The sequence below is a fragment of the Viridibacillus sp. KH_047 genome (genome assembly GCF_057838945.1).
Map to the genome: position 1 here is coordinate 4,229,833 of NZ_CM174479.1, position 19,541 is coordinate 4,249,373.

The following is a 19,541-nucleotide window of genomic DNA, read 5'->3' on the forward strand; positions in this document are numbered from 1 at the left end:
CTCTCCTTACGCTTCTTCTGTAACATGTACTTTCAGCTTAGCTGTCACTTCATGATGTAGCTTCACTGGCACGTTTGTAAATCCTAGTGCACGAATCGCGTCTGCTAATTCCATTTTACGTTTATCAATTTTGATACCATGTTGTTTATTTAAACCATCTGCAATTTGTTTTGTAGTTACCGCACCAAATAAACGGCCACCTTCACCTGATTTTGCTTTTAGTATAACCGTTAACTCTTCAATTTTTGCTTTTAAATCTTTTGCAGCAGCTAATTCAGCAGCAGCCTCTTTTTCAGCTTTTTTCTTTTGCCCATCTAATTGGCTAATTGCTGCTTGGTTTGCCTCAACAGCTAGATTATTTTTTAATAAGAAGTTATGTGCATAACCATCAGCTACGTTTTTGATTTCACCTTTTTTGCCTTTACCTTTAACGTCTTTTAAGAATACTACTTTCATGATTCCGAACTCCCTTCTAATACAACCTCTATTGCTTCTTTTAACATGTTAATAGCTCCATCAATTGTTGCTACTTCTAATTGGCATGCAGCATTCGTTAAATGTCCACCACCGCCAAGCTCTTCCATTACAAGCTGGACGTTAATCTCTCCTAGTGAACGCGCACTAATACCAATGACTCCATCATGACGATGAGCAACTACAAATGATGCAGAAATATCTTTCATTGTTAATAATATATCTGCTGTTTGTGCAAGTAAAACCGAGTTATAAATCTTATCATTATCCCCACGTGCTATTGCTAGCCCTTGATGTACAAACTCCGCTGTTTGAACTATTTTAGAACGTTCAATATACGTATTGATATCTTCCTTCAATATACGTTGTACTAAGATTGTATCTGCTCCGTTTGTACGTAAATACGATGCTGCTTCAAACGTACGCGCTCCAGTACGTAAAGTAAAACTTTTTGTATCGACAATAATGCCTGCTAGAAGAGCTGTTGCCTCTAACATTGTTATTTTATCATTTTTTGGCTGATACTCTAATAATTCTGTTACAAGCTCCGCTGTCGATGACGCATAAGGTTCCATATAAACAAGCATCGGATTTTTTACAAACTCTTCTCCACGTCGATGGTGGTCAATTACGACGACTTTTTCAGCCTTATTTATTAATTTCTCTTCAATAGTCATCGATGGCTTATGTGTATCAACAACGACTAATAATGACTTATCGGTAATTTTTGATAATGCTTCTTCTGGAGTAATAAATCGATCATAAAGGTCTGACTTTTCTTTGACCACATTCATTAAGCGGACAATGCTATTATCAATTTGATCAAAATCCATTACGACATAACCATCAATTTTATTCATCTGAGCCATTTTACGGACTCCAATGGCTGCTCCTATGGCATCCATATCGGGCATTTTATGGCCCATTACGAAGACTTGATCACTATCCTGGATTAAATCACGTAGTGCATGAGAAATAACGCGTGCACGTACTCTAGTACGCTTTTCAACCGGATTTGTTTTACCACCATAAAATTTCACTTTACCATTAGGTTGCTTGATAGCAACCTGGTCACCACCGCGCCCTAAAACAAGGTCTAAACTAGATTGCGCTAGTTCACCAAGTTCTATAAGGGATTGTGAACCAGTACCAACACCAATACTTAATGTCAAAGATAAACTTTGTTTTGCGGTAGTTTCACGAATATCATCTAAGATAGAGAATTTCTTCTTCTCAATTTCTTGTAAAATGGATTCATTTAATATCGCTATAAAACGATCCGTCGAAATGCGTTTTATGAAAATACCGTATTGTGTGCCCCAATTATTAATAAGTGATGTAATAAGTGAATTTGTCTGGCTACGATTTTGATCGTCCATACCCTGTGTAATTTCATCATAGTTATCAACAAAGAGCACAGCTATTACAGAACGATCTTCATAGTATAGCGTTTCAATTTCTACTTGCTCTGTTATATCAAAGAAATATAATAACCTTTCTTCGGGTTTATAAAATGCTCGATACTTACGATCCCTAAGTGTGATATTCATCTCATGCTTTTCATCATGTTTAATTAATGTATAGAGATCCTCTGAAAGCGTAAAAATCTCCTCTCCCATTAATGTATCTACATCTAAAATACCTAGCATATATGGATTCGACCATTCAATCATATATTGAGTATCAATTAAAATGATACCAATAGGCATTTCAAGCAAGGCCTCTTCCCCTACTTTTTTCATACGATATGAGAGAGTTTCAATGTGCTTTTCTGTTTCTTCATAGGTTGTTTTTTCCGTTTTCCAAGTCGTTATTAAAGCCAATACCACTACAAGACCATAAGCAATACCAATGAACGGATTCCACATTATACATACAATAACGCTTGCTACACTAAGAAGAGACAGAATTAAAAGAGGATATCGAATTGGTCTTTTTCTGAACAAAGTACCCATAGAATTCAGCTCCTTATTTTCTCGGCATTCTCGTCACAAGCGCACGAATATTAAATCCTAAATCCACAATACCAAGTAGCGTAACAAACGAGTATAAAGGTAACGCTAAAATAGTACTTATTATTGCAATCCATTTAGGCCATTCTTGCTCATGTACATAGTAGTGAATAAACGAAATCCCTTGTAACAGTAGTAATGTGCTAAGTATAAATGACAGATTCAAAAAAGCCATTTCAGCAAAAGAGCCACTTTCAGGTTTTATAAATAATGTCACTATTAAAACTACCATATAGTACCATAAGACCGATCTAGGTAATTGAAGGTCTTTAAATGGTGCAAATTTTGGAACAGTTATTCCAAAACGTTTTAATAGCGGTAAATTAACTGTAATGATAATAAAAGTGATCATGAATACAGACATCGTAATCATAGTCGGCATTACCATAGTTATTAAATCAAACACCTGCTCTAACTGTTCAGCAGTCAGCGCTTTTACACCCGGCATAGCCTTAGCTAATTCATTTGATCTTTCATAGCTTTCTCTGGCGATCTTCAACATAATCTTCAAACTATCTACATTGAATAACTTAACCGAGATAACATACATAATCGCCATAGATAGTAATACACTAATTCCTGTAGTCATAAATAAATAAACTTTGCTTTTTTTCATACGAAGTGTATCGCCAATTAAAAATCCTGCAAGACAGAAAATAATAGCAAGTGGCAGAGACATTATACCTGTAACGAGTATAGAGACTCCTATACTAACAACAGCTACTATCATTGAAGCTTTGCGATCATACATTGCACTATACCAAGCAATTGGAAAAGAAATAAACCAAATTGTTACCAAAGATAATATAGGAATATATGAAGTAATCGCTAATAGGGCTGTAAATATTACGGCCATCATCGCCCCTTGTGTTAGTTGTTGCGTTTTATTTTTAGGCATCTATAACCTTCCTTTTTCCAAAAGACAATCTTTTATTTCATCTTATTATTGTACCATGTTTCATGTTCATGAACAAAAATGCGCTAGGCGATACTTTTGTGGATTATGGGGTGGTCAATGGAGATATTTTATGCAGTACGTTTAACGACTATATAAGATAGATTAAGTCGATGAAGGTATTATTTTTATATAAAAAAAAAGACCGGTTACCCGGTCTTTAGAAAGTTATTATCTTTCTTCTGTGCTGAATGGAAGTAAGCCCATAATACGAGAAACTTTAATTGAAGCTGTAAGTTTACGTTGGTATTTTGCGCTAGTACCAGTTACACGGCGTGGAAGAATTTTTCCGCGCTCAGAGATGAATTTTTTCAACAAATCTACATCTTTATAGTCGATGTGTTTGATGTTGTTAGAAGTGAAATAGCAAACTTTACGGCGTTTGCGGCCTCCTCTACGTGGTGCCATAGTATTGTCGCCTCCTTAAGTATATTGGTATATATTGCGTGCAATGGATTTTTACTTAGAATGGTAAGTCATCTTCAGAAACTTCGATTGGACCACCATTGTTGTTAGCAAATGGATCTTCATCTACACGCGTATAGTTTTGCTGACTAGGTGATTGATTCTGTTGATAAGATGGTTGTTGCTGATAGCTGTTTTGTTGTGGAGCTTGGCCGTACGATTGTTCACCACCATATGATGGTTGTCCACCGTACTGTTGCTGTCCTTGCGGACGATCTCCTGCAGCACCGCGCGGCTCTAAGAACTGCACGCTATCTGCAACAACTTCAGTTGTGTAAACACGTTTACCATCTTGTCCTTCATAACTACCTGTTTGGATACGGCCTTCTATGCCCGCTAGGCTTCCTTTTTTCAAGAAATTAGCAGTATTTTCAGCTTGTTTACGCCAAACAACACAGTTAATAAAGTCCGCTTGTTTTTCACCTTGTTGGTTAGCAAATGTTCTATTTACAGCAATTGTAAAGCGAGCAACAGCTGCGCCACTCGGTGTATAGCGAAGTTCCGGATCTTTTGTTAGTCTTCCAACTAATACGACTCGGTTAATCATCAGAATACAACCTCCTTTATCTGCGATTTTTATAAATTAAGATTATTTTTCTTCTTCGCGAACTGCAATGTGGCGAATAATGTCTTCGCTAATGTTAGCAAGACGAGTGTATTCGTTAATAGCTTTAGCGTCAGCGTTGATTTTCACGATTTGGTAGAAACCTTCACGGAAATCATTGATTTCGTAAGCTAAGCGGCGTTTGCCCCACTCTTTTGATTCGATGACTTCAGCGCCGTTTGAAGTTAAGATATCGTTGAAGCGTTCTACAAGAGCTTTCTTCGCATCTTCTTCAATGTTTGGGCGAATGATGTACATTAATTCGTACTTTTTCATCTATAAGCACCTCCTTATGGACTTTGGCCCGACTAGTTGCAGTGGGCAAGGAGCAAGTAAATTTATTACTCACATCAGTGAATTGTAGCACATTAATTTGAATATAGCAACCTTCATCCCTATACATTCCCAAGTCATTTCCATTATACTTTGGATAGAGGTGATAAATTTGATAGAACATGAAGAACCTTCAATTATCGAGCTAGATTTAAAGAAAATAGCTTGGCAAAACATTGTTATGACTTTTAGCTTAATGATCGGACTTATTCTTCTAAATAGTTGGATCCATAAAGTATTTGAACTAAACTTCTCACTTTTAAGTATTTTATTATTTATCGTATATTATATTATTTTAATTGTGTTACATGAAATTTTTCATTTAATTGGTTTTATGATTTTTGGTAAAGTACCTTTTCGCTCGTTGGATTACGGTGTAAATTTGAAGATGGGTGTCGCCTATGCAACAACGAGAGAGCCTATTTGTAATAAGGCAATGAAAAAAGCGCTTCTACTACCATTTTGGACAACCGGTGCTATTCCGGCTGCTTTTGGTCTCTATTTTAATAGTACGATGCTTGTTGTATTAGGAGCTTGGTTAATTGCTGGTGCTGTTGGCGATTTTGCTATGTATTTCGCACTTCGTAAATATCCAAATTCATATTGGGTAAAAGATGATCCTGATTTCCCTAGATTATATTTGTACAAAAAGAAAACATATTAAAATAAAAAAGACAGTGCCGGATGCAACCAGCACTGTCTTTTATTTACATATTATACGTTGAAGCGGAATAGCATAACATCGCCATCTTGTACGATGTATTCTTTACCTTCTTGACGTACTTTACCTGCTTCTTTGGCTGCAGTCATTGAGCCAAATGCCATTAAATCTTCATAAGCAACTGTTTCTGCACGGATAAATCCACGTTCAAAGTCAGAGTGGATAACACCAGCACATTGTGGTGCTTTCATCCCTTTGCGGAATGTCCATGCACGTACTTCTTGTACACCTGCTGTGAAGTAAGTTGCTAGTCCAAGTAGATTGTAGGCTGCACGAATTAATTGGTCTAAACCAGATTCTTCGATACCTAGCTCTTCAAGGAACATTGCTTTTTCTTCATCATCAAGTTCTGCAATTTCTTCTTCGATTTTCGCACAAATAACAATTACTTCTGCGCCTTCAGCTTTTGCATATTCGCGTACTTTTTGTACGTATTCATTGTCATCAGCATTCGCTACTTCATCTTCAGAAACGTTTGCTACGTATAACATAGGTTTCACAGTCAGTAAGTGGAACCCTTTAACGATTTTAAATTCTTCTTCAGTAAAGTCAATTGAGCGACCAGGTTTTTCAGCTTCAAAAGCTTCTTTTAAGCGAGTCAAGATTGGTGCTTCTACCATTGCATCTTTATCTTTTTGTTTTGCTAATTTTTCAACACGAGATAGGCGTTTTTCAACTGCTTCTAAATCTGCGAGAATTAACTCAAGGTTAATAACTTCGATATCTTCGATTGGATCTACTTTACCTGATACATGTGTGATATTATCGTCAGCGAAACAACGAACTACTTGTGTAATTGCATCTACTTCACGAATGTGTGCCAAGAACTTGTTACCAAGACCTTCACCTTTACTAGCGCCTTTTACGATTCCAGCAATATCAGTAAATTCAAAAGCTGTTGGTACAGTTTTTTTCGGTTCTACTAATTCTGTTAATTTTTGTAGACGATTATCTGGTACTTCAACGATTCCTACGTTTGGATCAATCGTACAGAATGGGTAGTTTGCAGATTCTGCTCCTGCTTTTGTAATTGCATTAAACAATGTTGATTTACCTACGTTCGGTAAACCGACGATGCCAGCTGTTAAAGCCATTCTTTTCACAACCTTTCAATTTTTCATAAACACTATTATATTTACACGACTTGTTAATTATAGAGACTCATCTAATAAAAGTCTAATTTTGCTCTTCTGTTACTGGATTAGCAGGAATTAATATTTTCTTTAACTTTTTTTCAAACTCTCTTCGTGGAATCATAACGCTATGCTGACAACCTTCACATTTAATACGAATATCTGCACCCATACGGATAATTTTCCACTCGTTTGTTCCACAAGGATGTTGTTTTTTCATTTCTACAACGTCGCCTAGCTCAAACTTTTTTGCTTCCATCATCATTCTCCTTCTTCGTTAAATGTTTGATTATTATCTCTTTCATAAACCATCATTTTTGGATAAGGAATTTCGATACGATTTCGATCAAAAATTTCTTTTACATCACGACGAACCATACGTGATATTGCAAAATGTTGCATTGGTAATGTCTCCACTGAAATACGAAGGGAAACTTCTGCACCTACGACATTTTGTACACCTAATAATGTAGGTGGCGCAGTTATTTCTTCATGTTTTTTTGGTAGTTCTTTAAGATATTCTTCTATCAAGCGCTCTGCTTTTGCAATATCTGAACTATAAGCAACACTTACATCGATAATAGCAATTGAGTTATTTATTGAATAGTTTACAACATCAGTGATTGATCCATTTGGAATAATATTAATCTCTCCTGCAGCGCCTTTAATTTTAGTTGTACGTAACCCAATTTCGAGTACAGTACCCTCTACTGAAGTGATTTTAATATAGTCACCAACACCAAACTGATCTTCAAATATAATGAAAAATCCAGTGATGACATCTTTCACTAAGCTTTGTGCACCAAACCCGACTGCTAAACCTACGATTCCGGCACCTGCTAAAAGCCCTTTAACATCTATATTTACAGCTGATAATATCGCTAAAATCGCCGAAAAATATACTACATATGAAACAATACTTTGCACCAGTTTCAAAATAGTTCGATATCGTCTTTCAGATGCGGGTTGTAATGGGGCTGGCGCTTTCATACGGATTTCAAAGCCTTTACGAATAGCCAATTTAGCTACACGTACAACAACCATTGATAATATCGTGATTGCTGTAATTTTTATTGTTGCACGACCAATACCTATCCACATTTCTTCACTAGTCAAAGCTGCCATAAAGTTGTTATACAATTTTTCAAATTTCAATTTTGACGCTCCTCTTGCATAAAAAATTCTCGTAATGCGTATAATGCTGAAAAAAGAAAGAGAGATTCTGGATGCTTATAACTTCGAATCAACCATTTTCACATGTTCTTCATTATAAAGAATCAGGTGCCATTTGGAGGTTGAGCTCTTTCCTTTTAGAGCATATACCATTTCATCACGAAAATCTTGTATTTTGCTGTATTGGAACCGATCGCTCTACTGGAGACTCACTCGGACCATTAGCCGGCAGCTTTTTAAATCAGTATGTTTCATTTCCTTATGAAATTATAGGAACCTTAGAAAAACCCCTTCATGCACTGAATCTAACAGATACAGTTGATAATTTATCTACCCATGAAATAAAGCCGTTTGTAGTTGCTATTGATGCTTGTCTTGGTTCACAGCAGCGCATTGGGGAAATTATCGTTCATGAGGGACCTTTACTGCCTGGCAAAGCTGTGAAGAAGGAGCTCCCCCCTATTGGCGATATGTCTATAAAAGGCATAGTCAACATTGGAGGATTTATGGAGCATGCAGTTTTACAAAACACTCGTCTACATGTAACTTACGAAATGAGCCAACAAATTTCACGCGCTCTATTTTTGGCTTGGAGTCGTTATTCTTTAAAAAAGGTACATGAACATAACCACGATGGCCACAACGAGTATTCCCGGAAGTAAGTTGGCCACGCGGATTTTTGTTAAGCCTACTAAATTAAGACCTATTGCGAGAATCATAACTCCACCCGTTGCGGTCATTTCTTGAATGAACATTTCTAGTGCAGCATCAGGTATGAATCGACTAATTTGTCCTGCAAAAACAGCAATAATACCTTGATACAAAAATACAGGAACTGCAGATAACATAACTCCTATCCCTAGTGTTGAAGCTAAAATTACTGCTGTAAAACCATCAATAATACCTTTTGTTATTAAAATAGAATGATCATTTCGTAGGCCGCTATCCAACGCACCTATAATAGCCATGGAACCGATAACAAAGATAAGAGTAGCATTAACAAATCCTTGTGAAACATTTCCATATTTAGCCTTGTTTCCTAATTTCTTTTCTAGAAACTGACCTAGACGGTTTAATAGCTTATCTAGATCAATCCATTCACCTAGTATCGCACCAAACACAAGGCTAACAATGACGATGATAAAATTCTCGCTTTGCATGCCCATTTGAATGCCCAATACTGCAACTGCCAGGCCTATAATACTCAGCACTGTCTCTTTTGTATTATCGGGTATCCACTGTAACAATCTGCCAATTAATGTGCCAATTACAATTAACAATGCGTTTATTGCTGTACCTAATAGAACCAAGTGAAATCCTCTCAATCTTCGAGTAATTCTAATATACGTTCTAAATCATCAGCAGAGAAAAATTCAATTTCAATTTTCCCTTTGTTTTTTGATTCCTTAATTGTCACGTTCGTACCAAAATAATCACGTAACTGTGATTCTTTTTCGGCAATAAAAATATCTTTTTTCACTTTCTTCTTTGTTTCACGTGAAACATTGTCATTCATAGATTGTACTAATGCCTCTAACTGGCGAACGTTCAAATGCTGGGTTAGCACTTTTTCAGTTACTTGTGATATTAATTTTCTTCTTTTCAAACCTAGCAATGCACGACCATGGCCCATTGTGATTTTACCTTCTGATAAAAGAATACGTACATCTTCCGGTAATGCTAACAGTCGGACATGGTTCGCAATATGTGGACGACTTTTCCCTAAACGGGCTGCTAACTGTTCCTGCGTTAAGTTTAAGTTATCCATTAGATTTGTATAAGCCTCTGCCTCTTCAATTGGGGTTAAATCTTCACGCTGTAAATTCTCAAGAATTGCTAACTCCATCATCTGCTGATCGTCCATCTCTCGGACAACAACTGGAATTTCTGTTAACCCCGCAAGTTTAGAAGCCCTGAATCTTCTTTCACCAACAACAATTTCATAAAAGTTAACTCGTTTACGGGCAATAATTGGTTGCAAAACTCCATGTTCTTTAATGGATATTGCCAATTCCTCGATTGCGGATTCATCAAAAATTCTCCGAGGTTGATATGGATTTGCCCGTAACTCTGTTAATGCCAAATGCTCTATTGTTTCATTACTAGATAAAGATTCACCTGGGAATAATGCGTTAATTCCCTTTCCTAGACCTTTAGCCATTTTTAATCACTTCCCTTGCAAGCTCTAAATATCCCTCTGCCCCACGCGATTTCGCATCATATACAATAATCGGTTCCCCATGACTTGGCGCTTCACTTAAACGGACATTCCGTGGGATTACTGTTTTAAACACTTTATCTTGGAAATACTTTTTCACTTCTTCAATTACTTGAAGACCTAAATTGGTACGTGCATCGAGCATCGTCAATAAAACACCTTCAATTGTTAACTGATGATTTAAATGCTTCTGCACTAACCGTACAGTTGATAATAACTGACTTAATCCTTCTAAAGCGTAATATTCACATTGTACAGGAATTAGAATCGAATCAGATGCTGTTAATGAATTAATTGTTAATAAACCAAGAGATGGTGGACAGTCAATTACGATGTAATCATATTCATTTTTTATATCTTCAATCGCATGTTTTAACCGTACTTCTCTTGAAATTGTTGATACTAGTTCTATTTCAGCCCCTGCTAACGCAATTGTAGCAGGTACTATATATAAATTTTTTACTTTTGTTTCTCGTATGACATCTTTAATTGGTTCGTCATCAATTAGCACATCATAAATACATTTATGTACTTCACCTTTGTTAACCCCCACTCCACTCGTTGCATTTCCTTGAGGGTCTGTATCAATCATTAATACTTTTTTACCTAAATGGGCGAGGCAAGCGCTAAGATTAACTGATGTTGTAGTTTTTCCTACGCCGCCTTTCTGGTTAGCGATTGCAATTGTTTTACCCACATGTGCACCTGCTTTCCAAAATCAATTTTATAAAAATAGGCAATATTAAATCAATTTGAATACCTAATTTTCATTCTATCAAAAAAATGTACAATAGGCTCTTATTATAAAAGAAAAATATATAAAAAAACTCTTGTCCAAAATTCTAGACAAGAGTATAAAATAGATGAAATTATGATTTCTTTTTCGGTATCTTCACAGTGATTTGATAAAACTCATCATGTTCTTCTTCTTCGGCTTCTACATTAATACCTGTTTTTGTGACCATCGTAAGTGATTGTCTAATTGTATTTAATGCGATACGAATGTCTTTACTAATTGCTTTACGGGTTGGCTTGTTTTTCTTTGGCTTTTCAGCAGGATTTAGAATTTCATCAATTCTTTGCTCCAATTGTCGTACATTATAATCATTGTCGATTATTTCTTGTAACAATGCTAATTGCAATTCCTTGTCTTTAACAGGTACCAAAGCGCGTGCGTGACGTTCTGAAATCTCCCTTTTTAAAATAGCCATTTGGATTTCTTCAGGTAGCTTTAATAAGCGGATTTTATTGGCTATTGTTGACTGACCTTTACCAAGCCTTTGGGCAAGTGCTTCTTGTGTTAAACCATGAAGTTCTAATAATTTTAGGTAAGCCTGCGCTTCCTCAATTGATGTAAGTTCTTCACGTTGTAAGTTTTCTATTAATGCCACTGAAGCTGTTTCTTTGTCATTCATTTCACGCACAATCGCGGGCACTTCTGTCCACTCTAGCATTTTCATCGCGCGATAACGACGCTCACCGGCAATTATTTCGTAATGACCTTCTTCCATTTTTCGAACGACGATTGGTTGAATTACACCGTGTGTACGGATTGTTCGTGCAAGCTCTTCAATCTTCGAATCATCGAAAATTGTACGTGGCTGATAACGATTCGGCTGGATCTCATCAATAAGGAGTTTGACAACCGATTCCGCACTTTCTACCTCATTTTTCGAGTCGTGTTCTACTTTCTCACCACTTCCAAAAAAACGTGAAAAAGTACTTTTCATCCCTTGGCACCACCTTTAACGATATTTCCAAGCATTCTCCATCTAATATCATAAGTAAAAGCCCGTTAGAAGGTGGAGAGAACTATTTATATTTTGACTATCATTGTGCAATAAGTAAAACTTCTACATATCATTATAGTTATTTTCGATTAAAAACGTAAGAACCCTTTTATGTTTCACGTGGAACGAAACAATTATTGAATTGGTGATTTGTTTGGTACACCTGGTTTACGTGGATATTTCTTCGGTGTATTTTTTGTTTTATTAAAAATAAAAATAGAACGTTCACTATCTTCGATTGGTAATAAGAATGAATAGCTATCTACTAATTTAGCACCTAGTACTGTTAATGCTTTTTTTGCATCCTTCATCTCTTCATCACCACTTGCTGCTTTCATCGCAACAAAATGGCCGTTTGTTTTCACAAGCGGTATACATAACTCAGAAAGTACTGATAATCTAGCGACTGCACGAGCTGTCACAAGATCAAATTGTTCTCTATATTTCGGATTTTGACCAAAATCCTCTGCACGTGAATGAACAAATTCCACATGATCTAAATGTAACTGTTCACTTAAATGTGTTAAAAATTGAATACGTTTATTTAATGAATCTACAATTGTCACCTTTAAATGTGGGAAACAGATTTTAATTGGAATACTCGGAAAACCAGCACCTGCTCCTACATCACATATAGATTGCACTTTATCGAAATCCATATAAAAAGCAGCACTAATAGAGTCGTAGAAATGCTTTAAATAAACAGATGGCTGGTCAGTAATTGCAGTTAAGTTCATTTTCTCATTCCATTCGACTAATAGTTCAAAATAAGTATGAAATTGTTTTAACTGTCCCTCTGATAACTCAATTCCTTGTTCTTTTAAAGCCTGCACAAACTGTTCTTCGTTCATGATTTTCCCCTTCCATGTAGTGCCACTGTTGGTTTTGTCATATTATTCGTTGCTTGCTAATTTCGCTATTCTACCTTGTTCAATATACACTAGTAAAATTGAAATGTCAGCAGGGTTTACACCTGAAATACGTGATGCCTGTGCAACAGATAGTGGTCTTACTTGTTTTAATTTTTGTTTTGCTTCAGTTGCAATTCCTGAAATTGCTTCATAATCAATGTTCTCTGGAATTTTTTTGTTTTCCATTTTTTTAAGCTTATCTACTTGTTGAAGTGCTTTTTCAATATAGCCTTCATATTTTACCTGAATTTCAATTTGCTCTTTTTCCTCTGTTGATAACTCGACAGGTGACTCAGTTAATGTTGATAATAATTCATATGTCATTTCTGGTCGTTTTAATAGATCAGCTGCACGGATACCATCTTTTAATTCACTACTACCTAAATCACGTAATAAGCCTTGTGTTTTAGCATCTGGTTTTAAAATTGTATCACGAAGACGTTTAATTTCATTGTCTACTTTTTGACGTTTTCTATCAAATTTATCATAACGTTCTTGAGAAATTAATCCTGCTTCATAAGCTCGTTCAGATAAACGCATATCCGCATTGTCATGACGTAGTAATAATCGGTATTCTGCACGAGATGTTAATAGGCGGTATGGTTCGTTTGTTCCTTTTGTTACAAGGTCATCTATTAACACACCTATATATGCATCTGCACGTCCTAGAATCATCTCTTCTTTACCAAGTGCTTTAGCAGCAGCATTAATTCCTGCCATTAGCCCTTGGCCAGCAGCCTCTTCATAACCTGAAGTACCGTTAATTTGACCAGCTGTATACAAGTTTGCAATGCGTTTAGTTTCTAGTGTTGGCCATAATTGAGTTGGTACAATTGCATCGTATTCGATGGCGTAACCTGCTCTCATCATTTCTGCCTTTTCTAGACCTGGCACCGATTCCAACAGTTTACGTTGTACATGTTCTGGCAAACTTGTTGATAACCCTTGAACATACACTTCATGCGTATTACGGCCTTCTGGTTCTAAGAATAATTGGTGACGAGGCTTATCACTAAAACGAACAACCTTATCTTCAATCGATGGACAATAACGTGGACCTGTACCTTTAATCATTCCTGAATACATTGGAGATAAATGAAGATTATCATTAATGATTTCATGTGTTTCTTCACTTGTATATGTCAGCCAACATGGTAGTTGATCTGTAATATATTCAGTCGTTTCATAACTAAACGCACGAGGCTCTGTATCACCAGGCTGAATTTCAGTTTTACTGTAATCAATTGTTTTGCTGTTAACACGTGGTGGTGTACCTGTTTTAAAGCGTACTAACTCAAATCCAAGTTCCTTAAGATTATCAGCTAATTTAATAGATGGCTGTTGGTTATTTGGCCCACTTGAATACTTCAAGTCACCAATAATGATTTCACCGCGTAGGAATGTTCCCGTTGTAACAATAACTGTTTTTGCATGATAAACAGCACCAACTTGCGTAACAATACCTTTTACTTCACCATCTTCAACTATTAATTCATCTACCATTGCTTGGTGAATTGTAAGGTTTTCTTCGTCTTCTAGTAATTTTTTCATTTCTTGTTGGTAAAGTACTTTATCTGCTTGTGCGCGTAGTGCGCGTACTGCTGGACCTTTACCTGTATTTAACATACGCATTTGGATATGTGTTTTATCGATAATTTTACTCATCGCACCGCCTAATGCGTCAATTTCGCGTACGACAATCCCTTTAGCCGGGCCACCTACTGATGGATTACATGGCATAAAGGCGATCATATCGAGATTGATTGTTAACATAAGTGTTTTTGCACCCATTCTTGATGCAGCATATGCAGCTTCTACGCCTGCATGACCTGCTCCAATTACAATCACATCGAACGTGCCTGCTTCAAATTTTGTTGGCATGCTCGTTACTTCCTTTCTATATTTAAGTTTATTTCCCTAAACAGAATTGTGAAAATAGCTGATTGATTAGGCTTTCTTGCACGGTATCTCCAATAATTTCACCAAGAAGTTCCCATGTTCTAGTAACATCGATTTGAATCATATCGACAGGCACACCTGCATGAGCTGCTTCAATAGCATCCTTGATCGTTGAATGTGCTTGGTGTAATAAAGCGATATGGCGTGCATTTGATACATATGTCATATCTCCAGCTTCTAATGATCCTTCAAAGAATAATGCCGCAATTGCTTCCTCAAGCTCTGTGACACCTTCTTCTTTAAGTAAAGATGTTGTCACCACTTTGCGTTCGCCAGCTAATGCTTGCACACGAGCTAAATCGATTTGTTGTGACAAATCTGTTTTATTAACAACGACTATATAGTCCATATTTTGAATCGTTTCGAAAAGACGCTCATCTTCCTCAGTAAGTTCATCTCCATAGTTCACAACAAGCAGAATTAAATCTGCTTCTTTCAATACCTGTCTAGAGCGTTCAACACCTATGCGCTCAACGATATCCTCGGTCTCACGAATACCTGCAGTATCTACCAAACGTAATGGAACACCTCTTACATTTACGTACTCTTCTATAATATCACGCGTTGTACCAGCAACGTCTGTAACGATTGCTTTATTTTCTTGTACAAGGCTATTTAAAAGTGACGATTTGCCGACATTCGGACGACCTAGTATAACAGTTGAAAGGCCCTCACGCAAAATTTTACCCTGAGAAGATGTTTGTAAAAGTTTCTCGATTTCTTTCATTACCCAATTAGACTTTTCGAGCATAAGCGGAATTGTCATCTCTTCTACATCGTCATATTCTGGATAATCTATGTTCACTTCTACTTGCGCTAGAGTTTCTAATAGTGCTTGTCTAAGTTCACCGATTAATCTTGATAATTTCCCGTCCATTTGACCAAGCGCTACATTCATCGCACGGTCTGTTTTTGCACGAATCAAATCCATTACAGCCTCTGCTTGGGATAAATCGATTCGGCCATTTAAGAATGCTCTCTTTGTAAATTCACCAGGCTCAGCTAATCGCGCACCATTCTTCAATACTAATTGCAGTACTCGATTCACTGAAACAATTCCACCATGACAGTTAATTTCAACTACATCTTCACGTGTAAATGTTTTTGGCCCTTTCATCATCGATAGCATAACTTCCTCTACTACCTCACCCGATTCAGGATCCTTTAAATGTCCATAATGGATAGTATGTGACGGCTGTGTGGATAACTTTTTCCGATTCGGTGCATGAAACACACGATCTGCAATGGCAACAGCATCATCCCCACTCAAACGGACAATGGCAATTGCCCCTTCACCCATTGGCGTTGAGATAGCCGCAATTGTATCGAACTCCATAGATAATACCTCCTAAAAAATTAAAAATTATCCACATGTGGATAACCTAAAAACGAACTAACTCTCTAACATACAATAATAGCATAAAAGCTCGAAAAGTAGAATTGTGGACAACTTTTTTAAATACAGAGGCGCCTCATTTAATCCCGGCAGGCACTGGCATCTTCGAATCGAAAGTATCTTTTCAACTTTCGCCCGAGAAGGTGTAAGTGACCTTGAGGGATTGGCCGCTGAAACTGGATATCTTACATAAAATATTGAAGCGGTACGTCTAATCCAGACAAGCATTGGAATTTACGAATTAAAATCTATTAAGACTTTGTTCCGGGAAAGGAAATTGATATCGAGGAGTTAATTACTGAAGCTAGATATTTCACCTAAATGTGGACTCCCTACCCCACATCCTGAGGACTCTCAATAATTTTTCTTCTGTTTAAATTCAATATTTCACAAATAACTAGATTTCACCAACTAAATTTATCCAGCAAAACAATCAAAAGCCCATCTCATTTAGAATGAGATGGGCTTTTGCAGAATATTTCATTTATCGAATTGGTTCAATAACTAAATAGCGTTTGGTATCCGATCCAACGGAATACGTCTCGATATCAATTCGATTAGCAAGAATATGATGGATAATTTTTCGCTCATTCGAGGGCATTGGCTCTAACTCAATCGTTTTCCCTGTATAAACGGCCTTATCTGCCATACGATTAGCTAGCTGCTCCAATGATTCTTGGCGACGCTTGCGATAATTTTCTACGTCTAATTTTACTAAGACGAATCGTTTTGCGTATTGATGCACAACTAATTGTGTCAATTCTTGAAGGGAGTTTAGCGTTTGGCCACGTTTACCTATTAGTAATGCCGCCTTCTTGCTCTCTAAATTAATATTAATAATTTTACCCTTTTCTTCAACACCGATAGTTAAGTCATTGATATCTAACTGCTTTGCTATTTCTGTTAAATAAGTGACTGCATGCTCAATAGCAACTGTGTTATCGTTACGTTTCTCATCTATTAATTCATTTTCCACAACTTCCAAAGTTGGTGGTTCTTGTAAGTTTTCAGTTGTTGATTCTTGTGTTTTTTCTACTTCACTTTTCGAAACAAGCGCTACTGATTCTGACTCTATTTCACTTAGTTCTGCCATTGCCTGTTGCACAGATTGTTGCTCTTGATCGGATTTCTCAAGTTGTTTTTCAGTTACACGTACTTTTGCTTTACGTGAACCAAAACCTAAAAAACCCTTTTTACCTTCTTGAAGTATTTCAATATCTACTTGCTCTCGGGTAAGGTCAAGCTCTTTTAACGCTATAGAGATCGCTTCTTCTACGGTTGCTCCCATTTGCGTAATCTGTTTCACTTTTTGGCCCCTCCTGTTTTTGCAGGTTTAGTTGTTTTGTTCCAAGGCTTATACATAACAAGATTTTGTATGAATGTAATAATATTACCAATTACCCAGTAAAGCGATAAAGCGGCAGGTAAATAACTACCTAATCCAATAATCATAAATGGCATGATGTACATCATAATTCGCATTTGAGGATTATCCATCGCTGGGCCAGTACGTAGAACAATAAACTGCATGATACCTGCTAGAACAGCGAGTACAATACTCGATTCTGCTAATGGGAACATGAAAAAGTCGCCCAAGTTAATTTCTGGTGTCGAGTTCATACGACTAATTGCGTGATAGAAACCAACTAGAATTGGCATTTGAATCAGCACTGGTAAACATCCAGCTGCTGGATTAGCACCAGATTCACTCATTAATTTCATCATTTCTTCTTGATATTTTTTCTGCGTTACTGCATCTTTAGAGCTGTATTTCTCTTTTAACTTCGCCAATTTAGGCTGTAATTCTTGCATTTTCTTCGCACTTTTTGTTTGTTTAATCATTAACGGCAAAATAGCTAAGCGAATAATAATCGTTACGCAAACTATCCCCCAACCATACGTACCCAGTAATCCTTTAAATAGTGTTATGAAAGCTACGAATGGCCAAACGATATATTTGCTCCAAAAGCCCTCAGTGTCACTATAAATTGGTTGGTTATATTCTGTACACCCAGTTAATAATAATGTTATTGAAGTAAGTGCGAGAATGATCCAAAGTTTTTTCTTCAATCTTCATCCCCCTAAAATAACTTTCATTTTCTATCAGCTATTTTATCATGCACATTCTATTACTCTCTACTACTTCTTTTTAAAACCTTCGCAATTTTTAAAACATGCTGTAAACTCTTTTTCGTTTCATGAAAATCTATAGTGGCCGCCGGATGTCTGGCGATGATCACGTATTCCATATCATTTCTCAAATCATCTTGTAATTCGAAGAAACTTTGACGGATATAACGTTTGATTTGATTTCTAGTGACTGCCTTACCTATTTTCTTATTAATGGATAGCCCAATGCGAAATTCTTCTTGTCCCTCTTTTGGTAAACAATAGACAACAAATTGACGATTCGCAAATGACTTGCCTTTACGAAATACTTTTTGAAAATCTTCATTCTTTTTAATTCTGCGTCGTTTTTTCATCTTTGCACCTGCTCATTCATTGTTCTTTCTTCTCTATAATGAAGGTTCCAATTACACTGATCGTTGATTCCCTCCAAAACGATAAATTTTTACGATCTACCTCTTAAAGCAATGCAAAAGGAGTTGACCATAATTGTTTGGCCGTTTTGGAGAAAAACCAACAATGCTAAACACTAATTTCTCCATAAAGAAAAAAAAGACCACTGATGTTGGTCAGTGGACTTATGCTGATAATACTTTTCTTCCTTTACGACGACGTGCAGCAAGTACTCTACGACCATTTTTAGAACTCATACGTGCGCGGAAGCCATGTACTTTACTATGTTTACGTTTTTTCGGTTGGTATGTGCGTTTCATTTATATGACACCTCCTGGAAAGTCTATTATAAAAAATACTACAGACAGTCTTGCATATTATATATAAATTCCGGTCATTCTGTCAATGCTTATTTAGAAAATACATTTTACCGCGATCAAGTTAGTGGAGTTTTTTTCTCTAGTTAGTTATCCACAATCTACTATCTCATCCTCAAAAACTAGTGTGGACACTTTTTTACTCTCTTAAAATTATCCACAAGACTTATAGACAAGTTCTACACAAATCCACCCATTGTGGATAAGTTAGCTGTGCATATTTATGCAATTTGTGGATAACTTCGAAAACAGCTTGAATTACATGGTTTTTTTTGATAAGATTATTGTGTTTTACTCTGTAAATAAATTTGTGTATGCAAAATGTTATCCACAATTGTTAATAATATGTGGATAGCTTTATCCACTAGCTAAGAATAACATTTATCCACAACTTGTTTTTATTGTGAGTATCTATCGTGTATAGTTCATTTATAAACATATTTTAACCGCATTTATAACCAAATATTCAATAGAGATATTTATGTAAAGGAGAAAGAAGC

General features: G+C 36.4%; 22 protein-coding genes. 2 read left to right on the forward strand and 20 right to left on the reverse strand.

Annotated features, from left to right (window positions below; genetic code table 11):
• Positions 1-6: 6 nt before the first annotated feature.
• The 6 genes from rplI to rpsF all read right to left on the reverse strand — a co-directional run bounded on the left by rplI (position 7) and on the right by rpsF (position 4,786).
• The gene (gene rplI / locus AC3IS5_RS20725; RefSeq protein WP_489426049.1) at positions 7-456 is read right to left on the reverse strand and encodes a 50S ribosomal protein L9; all 450 of its coding nucleotides are present in this window, start codon (positions 454-456) and stop codon (positions 7-9) included.
• Entirely contained in the window at positions 453-2,429 is a 1,977-nt protein-coding gene (locus AC3IS5_RS20730; protein WP_489426050.1) for a DHH family phosphoesterase, read from the reverse strand. The genes rplI and AC3IS5_RS20730 overlap by 4 nt, the downstream gene beginning before the upstream one ends.
• 13 nt (positions 2,430-2,442) lie before the next feature.
• Positions 2,443-3,384 (reverse strand): YybS family protein, encoded by a 942-nt coding sequence (locus tag AC3IS5_RS20735; RefSeq protein WP_489426051.1) that lies wholly within the window; start codon positions 3,382-3,384, stop codon positions 2,443-2,445.
• Between the two features lie 228 nt (positions 3,385-3,612).
• On the reverse strand, positions 3,613-3,849 hold the full coding sequence (gene rpsR, locus AC3IS5_RS20740; protein WP_038178800.1) for a 30S ribosomal protein S18: 237 nt from the start codon (positions 3,847-3,849) through the stop codon (positions 3,613-3,615).
• Between the two features lie 55 nt (positions 3,850-3,904).
• A complete protein-coding gene (ssb, locus tag AC3IS5_RS20745) occupies positions 3,905-4,453 on the reverse strand; it encodes a single-stranded DNA-binding protein (protein ID WP_489426052.1) in 549 nt (182 codons plus the stop codon).
• A 42-nt stretch (positions 4,454-4,495) separates the two neighbouring features.
• Positions 4,496-4,786 (reverse strand): 30S ribosomal protein S6, encoded by a 291-nt coding sequence (rpsF, locus tag AC3IS5_RS20750; protein ID WP_193737901.1) that lies wholly within the window; start codon positions 4,784-4,786, stop codon positions 4,496-4,498.
• A gap of 169 nt (positions 4,787-4,955) precedes the next feature.
• On the opposite strand from rpsF, the gene AC3IS5_RS20755 reads away from it, so the two are divergent.
• A complete protein-coding gene (locus AC3IS5_RS20755) occupies positions 4,956-5,507 on the forward strand; it encodes a DUF3267 domain-containing protein (protein WP_489426053.1) in 552 nt (183 codons plus the stop codon).
• Between the two features lie 50 nt (positions 5,508-5,557).
• On the opposite strand, the gene ychF is transcribed toward AC3IS5_RS20755, so the two are convergent.
• The 3 genes from ychF to AC3IS5_RS20770 form a co-directional block, all read right to left on the reverse strand.
• On the reverse strand, positions 5,558-6,658 hold the full coding sequence (gene ychF, locus AC3IS5_RS20760) for a redox-regulated ATPase YchF (RefSeq protein ID WP_489426054.1): 1,101 nt from the start codon (positions 6,656-6,658) through the stop codon (positions 5,558-5,560).
• Positions 6,659-6,740: 82 nt separating this feature from the next.
• Complete coding sequence (locus tag AC3IS5_RS20765; protein WP_053418424.1) at positions 6,741-6,956, reverse strand: DUF951 domain-containing protein; 216 nt, start codon at positions 6,954-6,956, stop codon at positions 6,741-6,743.
• Between the two features lie 2 nt (positions 6,957-6,958).
• Complete coding sequence (locus tag AC3IS5_RS20770) at positions 6,959-7,822, reverse strand: mechanosensitive ion channel family protein (protein WP_489427950.1); 864 nt, start codon at positions 7,820-7,822, stop codon at positions 6,959-6,961.
• Between the two features lie 101 nt (positions 7,823-7,923).
• Here AC3IS5_RS20770 and yyaC point away from each other — a divergent pair, with 101 nt between their 5' ends.
• Positions 7,924-8,532: a spore protease YyaC gene (gene yyaC, locus AC3IS5_RS20775; protein ID WP_489426055.1), complete on the forward strand. Its 609-nt coding sequence runs from the start codon at positions 7,924-7,926 to the stop codon at positions 8,530-8,532.
• Here the strand turns inward: yyaC and AC3IS5_RS20780 are convergent.
• From AC3IS5_RS20780 to rpmH, 11 genes are all read right to left on the reverse strand, one after another.
• Positions 8,476-9,180: a DUF554 domain-containing protein gene (locus AC3IS5_RS20780; protein WP_489426056.1), complete on the reverse strand. Its 705-nt coding sequence runs from the start codon at positions 9,178-9,180 to the stop codon at positions 8,476-8,478. The two genes, yyaC and AC3IS5_RS20780, sit on opposite strands and share 57 nt — an antisense overlap.
• Positions 9,181-9,191: 11 nt before the next feature.
• Positions 9,192-10,031, reverse strand: coding sequence for a ParB/RepB/Spo0J family partition protein (locus AC3IS5_RS20785; RefSeq protein WP_193737897.1), 840 nt, complete (start codon positions 10,029-10,031; stop codon positions 9,192-9,194).
• The gene (locus AC3IS5_RS20790; protein ID WP_489426057.1) at positions 10,024-10,785 is read right to left on the reverse strand and encodes a ParA family protein; all 762 of its coding nucleotides are present in this window, start codon (positions 10,783-10,785) and stop codon (positions 10,024-10,026) included. Before AC3IS5_RS20790 ends, AC3IS5_RS20785 begins: the two co-directional genes overlap by 8 nt.
• A 172-nt stretch (positions 10,786-10,957) precedes the next feature.
• Positions 10,958-11,818 (reverse strand): nucleoid occlusion protein, encoded by an 861-nt coding sequence (gene noc / locus AC3IS5_RS20795; protein ID WP_053418420.1) that lies wholly within the window; start codon positions 11,816-11,818, stop codon positions 10,958-10,960.
• 194 nt (positions 11,819-12,012) lie between these two features.
• Positions 12,013-12,729 (reverse strand): 16S rRNA (guanine(527)-N(7))-methyltransferase RsmG, encoded by a 717-nt coding sequence (rsmG, locus tag AC3IS5_RS20800; RefSeq protein WP_489426058.1) that lies wholly within the window; start codon positions 12,727-12,729, stop codon positions 12,013-12,015.
• A 42-nt stretch (positions 12,730-12,771) separates the two neighbouring features.
• Positions 12,772-14,670 (reverse strand): tRNA uridine-5-carboxymethylaminomethyl(34) synthesis enzyme MnmG, encoded by a 1,899-nt coding sequence (gene mnmG, locus AC3IS5_RS20805; RefSeq protein ID WP_489426059.1) that lies wholly within the window; start codon positions 14,668-14,670, stop codon positions 12,772-12,774.
• 28 nt (positions 14,671-14,698) lie between these two features.
• Positions 14,699-16,084, reverse strand: a complete 1,386-nt coding sequence (mnmE, locus tag AC3IS5_RS20810) for a tRNA uridine-5-carboxymethylaminomethyl(34) synthesis GTPase MnmE (RefSeq protein WP_489426060.1) — start codon at positions 16,082-16,084, stop codon at positions 14,699-14,701.
• A gap of 544 nt (positions 16,085-16,628) precedes the next feature.
• Positions 16,629-17,450: an RNA-binding cell elongation regulator Jag/EloR gene (gene jag / locus AC3IS5_RS20815; protein ID WP_489426061.1), complete on the reverse strand. Its 822-nt coding sequence runs from the start codon at positions 17,448-17,450 to the stop codon at positions 16,629-16,631.
• Complete coding sequence (yidC, locus tag AC3IS5_RS20820; RefSeq protein ID WP_489426062.1) at positions 17,447-18,214, reverse strand: membrane protein insertase YidC; 768 nt, start codon at positions 18,212-18,214, stop codon at positions 17,447-17,449. Before yidC ends, jag begins: the two co-directional genes overlap by 4 nt.
• Positions 18,215-18,273: 59 nt before the next feature.
• On the reverse strand, positions 18,274-18,627 hold the full coding sequence (gene rnpA / locus AC3IS5_RS20825; RefSeq protein WP_038178762.1) for a ribonuclease P protein component: 354 nt from the start codon (positions 18,625-18,627) through the stop codon (positions 18,274-18,276).
• Between the two features lie 222 nt (positions 18,628-18,849).
• The gene (rpmH, locus tag AC3IS5_RS20830) at positions 18,850-18,984 is read right to left on the reverse strand and encodes a 50S ribosomal protein L34 (protein WP_036200974.1); all 135 of its coding nucleotides are present in this window, start codon (positions 18,982-18,984) and stop codon (positions 18,850-18,852) included.
• Between the last annotated feature and the right edge of the window lie 557 nt (positions 18,985-19,541).

Coding starts and splice junctions, on each gene's coding strand:
- mnmE (WP_489426060.1), bottom strand. CDS start 16,084: ATGGAGTTCGATACAATTGCGGCTATCTCAACGCCAATGGGTGAAGGG.
- ssb (WP_489426052.1), bottom strand. CDS start 4,453: ATGATTAACCGAGTCGTATTAGTTGGAAGACTAACAAAAGATCCGGAA.
- AC3IS5_RS20785 (WP_193737897.1), bottom strand. CDS start 10,031: ATGGCTAAAGGTCTAGGAAAGGGAATTAACGCATTATTCCCAGGTGAA.
- noc (WP_053418420.1), bottom strand. CDS start 11,818: ATGAAAAGTACTTTTTCACGTTTTTTTGGAAGTGGTGAGAAAGTAGAA.
- rpsF (WP_193737901.1), bottom strand. CDS start 4,786: ATGAAAAAGTACGAATTAATGTACATCATTCGCCCAAACATTGAAGAA.
- AC3IS5_RS20765 (WP_053418424.1), bottom strand. CDS start 6,956: ATGGAAGCAAAAAAGTTTGAGCTAGGCGACGTTGTAGAAATGAAAAAA.
- rpsR (WP_038178800.1), bottom strand. CDS start 3,849: ATGGCACCACGTAGAGGAGGCCGCAAACGCCGTAAAGTTTGCTATTTC.
- ychF (WP_489426054.1), bottom strand. CDS start 6,658: ATGGCTTTAACAGCTGGCATCGTCGGTTTACCGAACGTAGGTAAATCA.
- AC3IS5_RS20730 (WP_489426050.1), bottom strand. CDS start 2,429: ATGGGTACTTTGTTCAGAAAAAGACCAATTCGATATCCTCTTTTAATT.
- yyaC (WP_489426055.1), top strand. CDS start 7,924: ATGCTTATAACTTCGAATCAACCATTTTCACATGTTCTTCATTATAAA.
- AC3IS5_RS20770 (WP_489427950.1), bottom strand. CDS start 7,822: ATGGCAGCTTTGACTAGTGAAGAAATGTGGATAGGTATTGGTCGTGCA.
- rplI (WP_489426049.1), bottom strand. CDS start 456: ATGAAAGTAGTATTCTTAAAAGACGTTAAAGGTAAAGGCAAAAAAGGT.
- AC3IS5_RS20735 (WP_489426051.1), bottom strand. CDS start 3,384: ATGCCTAAAAATAAAACGCAACAACTAACACAAGGGGCGATGATGGCC.
- rpmH (WP_036200974.1), bottom strand. CDS start 18,984: ATGAAACGCACATACCAACCGAAAAAACGTAAACATAGTAAAGTACAT.
- rnpA (WP_038178762.1), bottom strand. CDS start 18,627: ATGAAAAAACGACGCAGAATTAAAAAGAATGAAGATTTTCAAAAAGTA.
- mnmG (WP_489426059.1), bottom strand. CDS start 14,670: ATGCCAACAAAATTTGAAGCAGGCACGTTCGATGTGATTGTAATTGGA.
- rsmG (WP_489426058.1), bottom strand. CDS start 12,729: ATGAACGAAGAACAGTTTGTGCAGGCTTTAAAAGAACAAGGAATTGAG.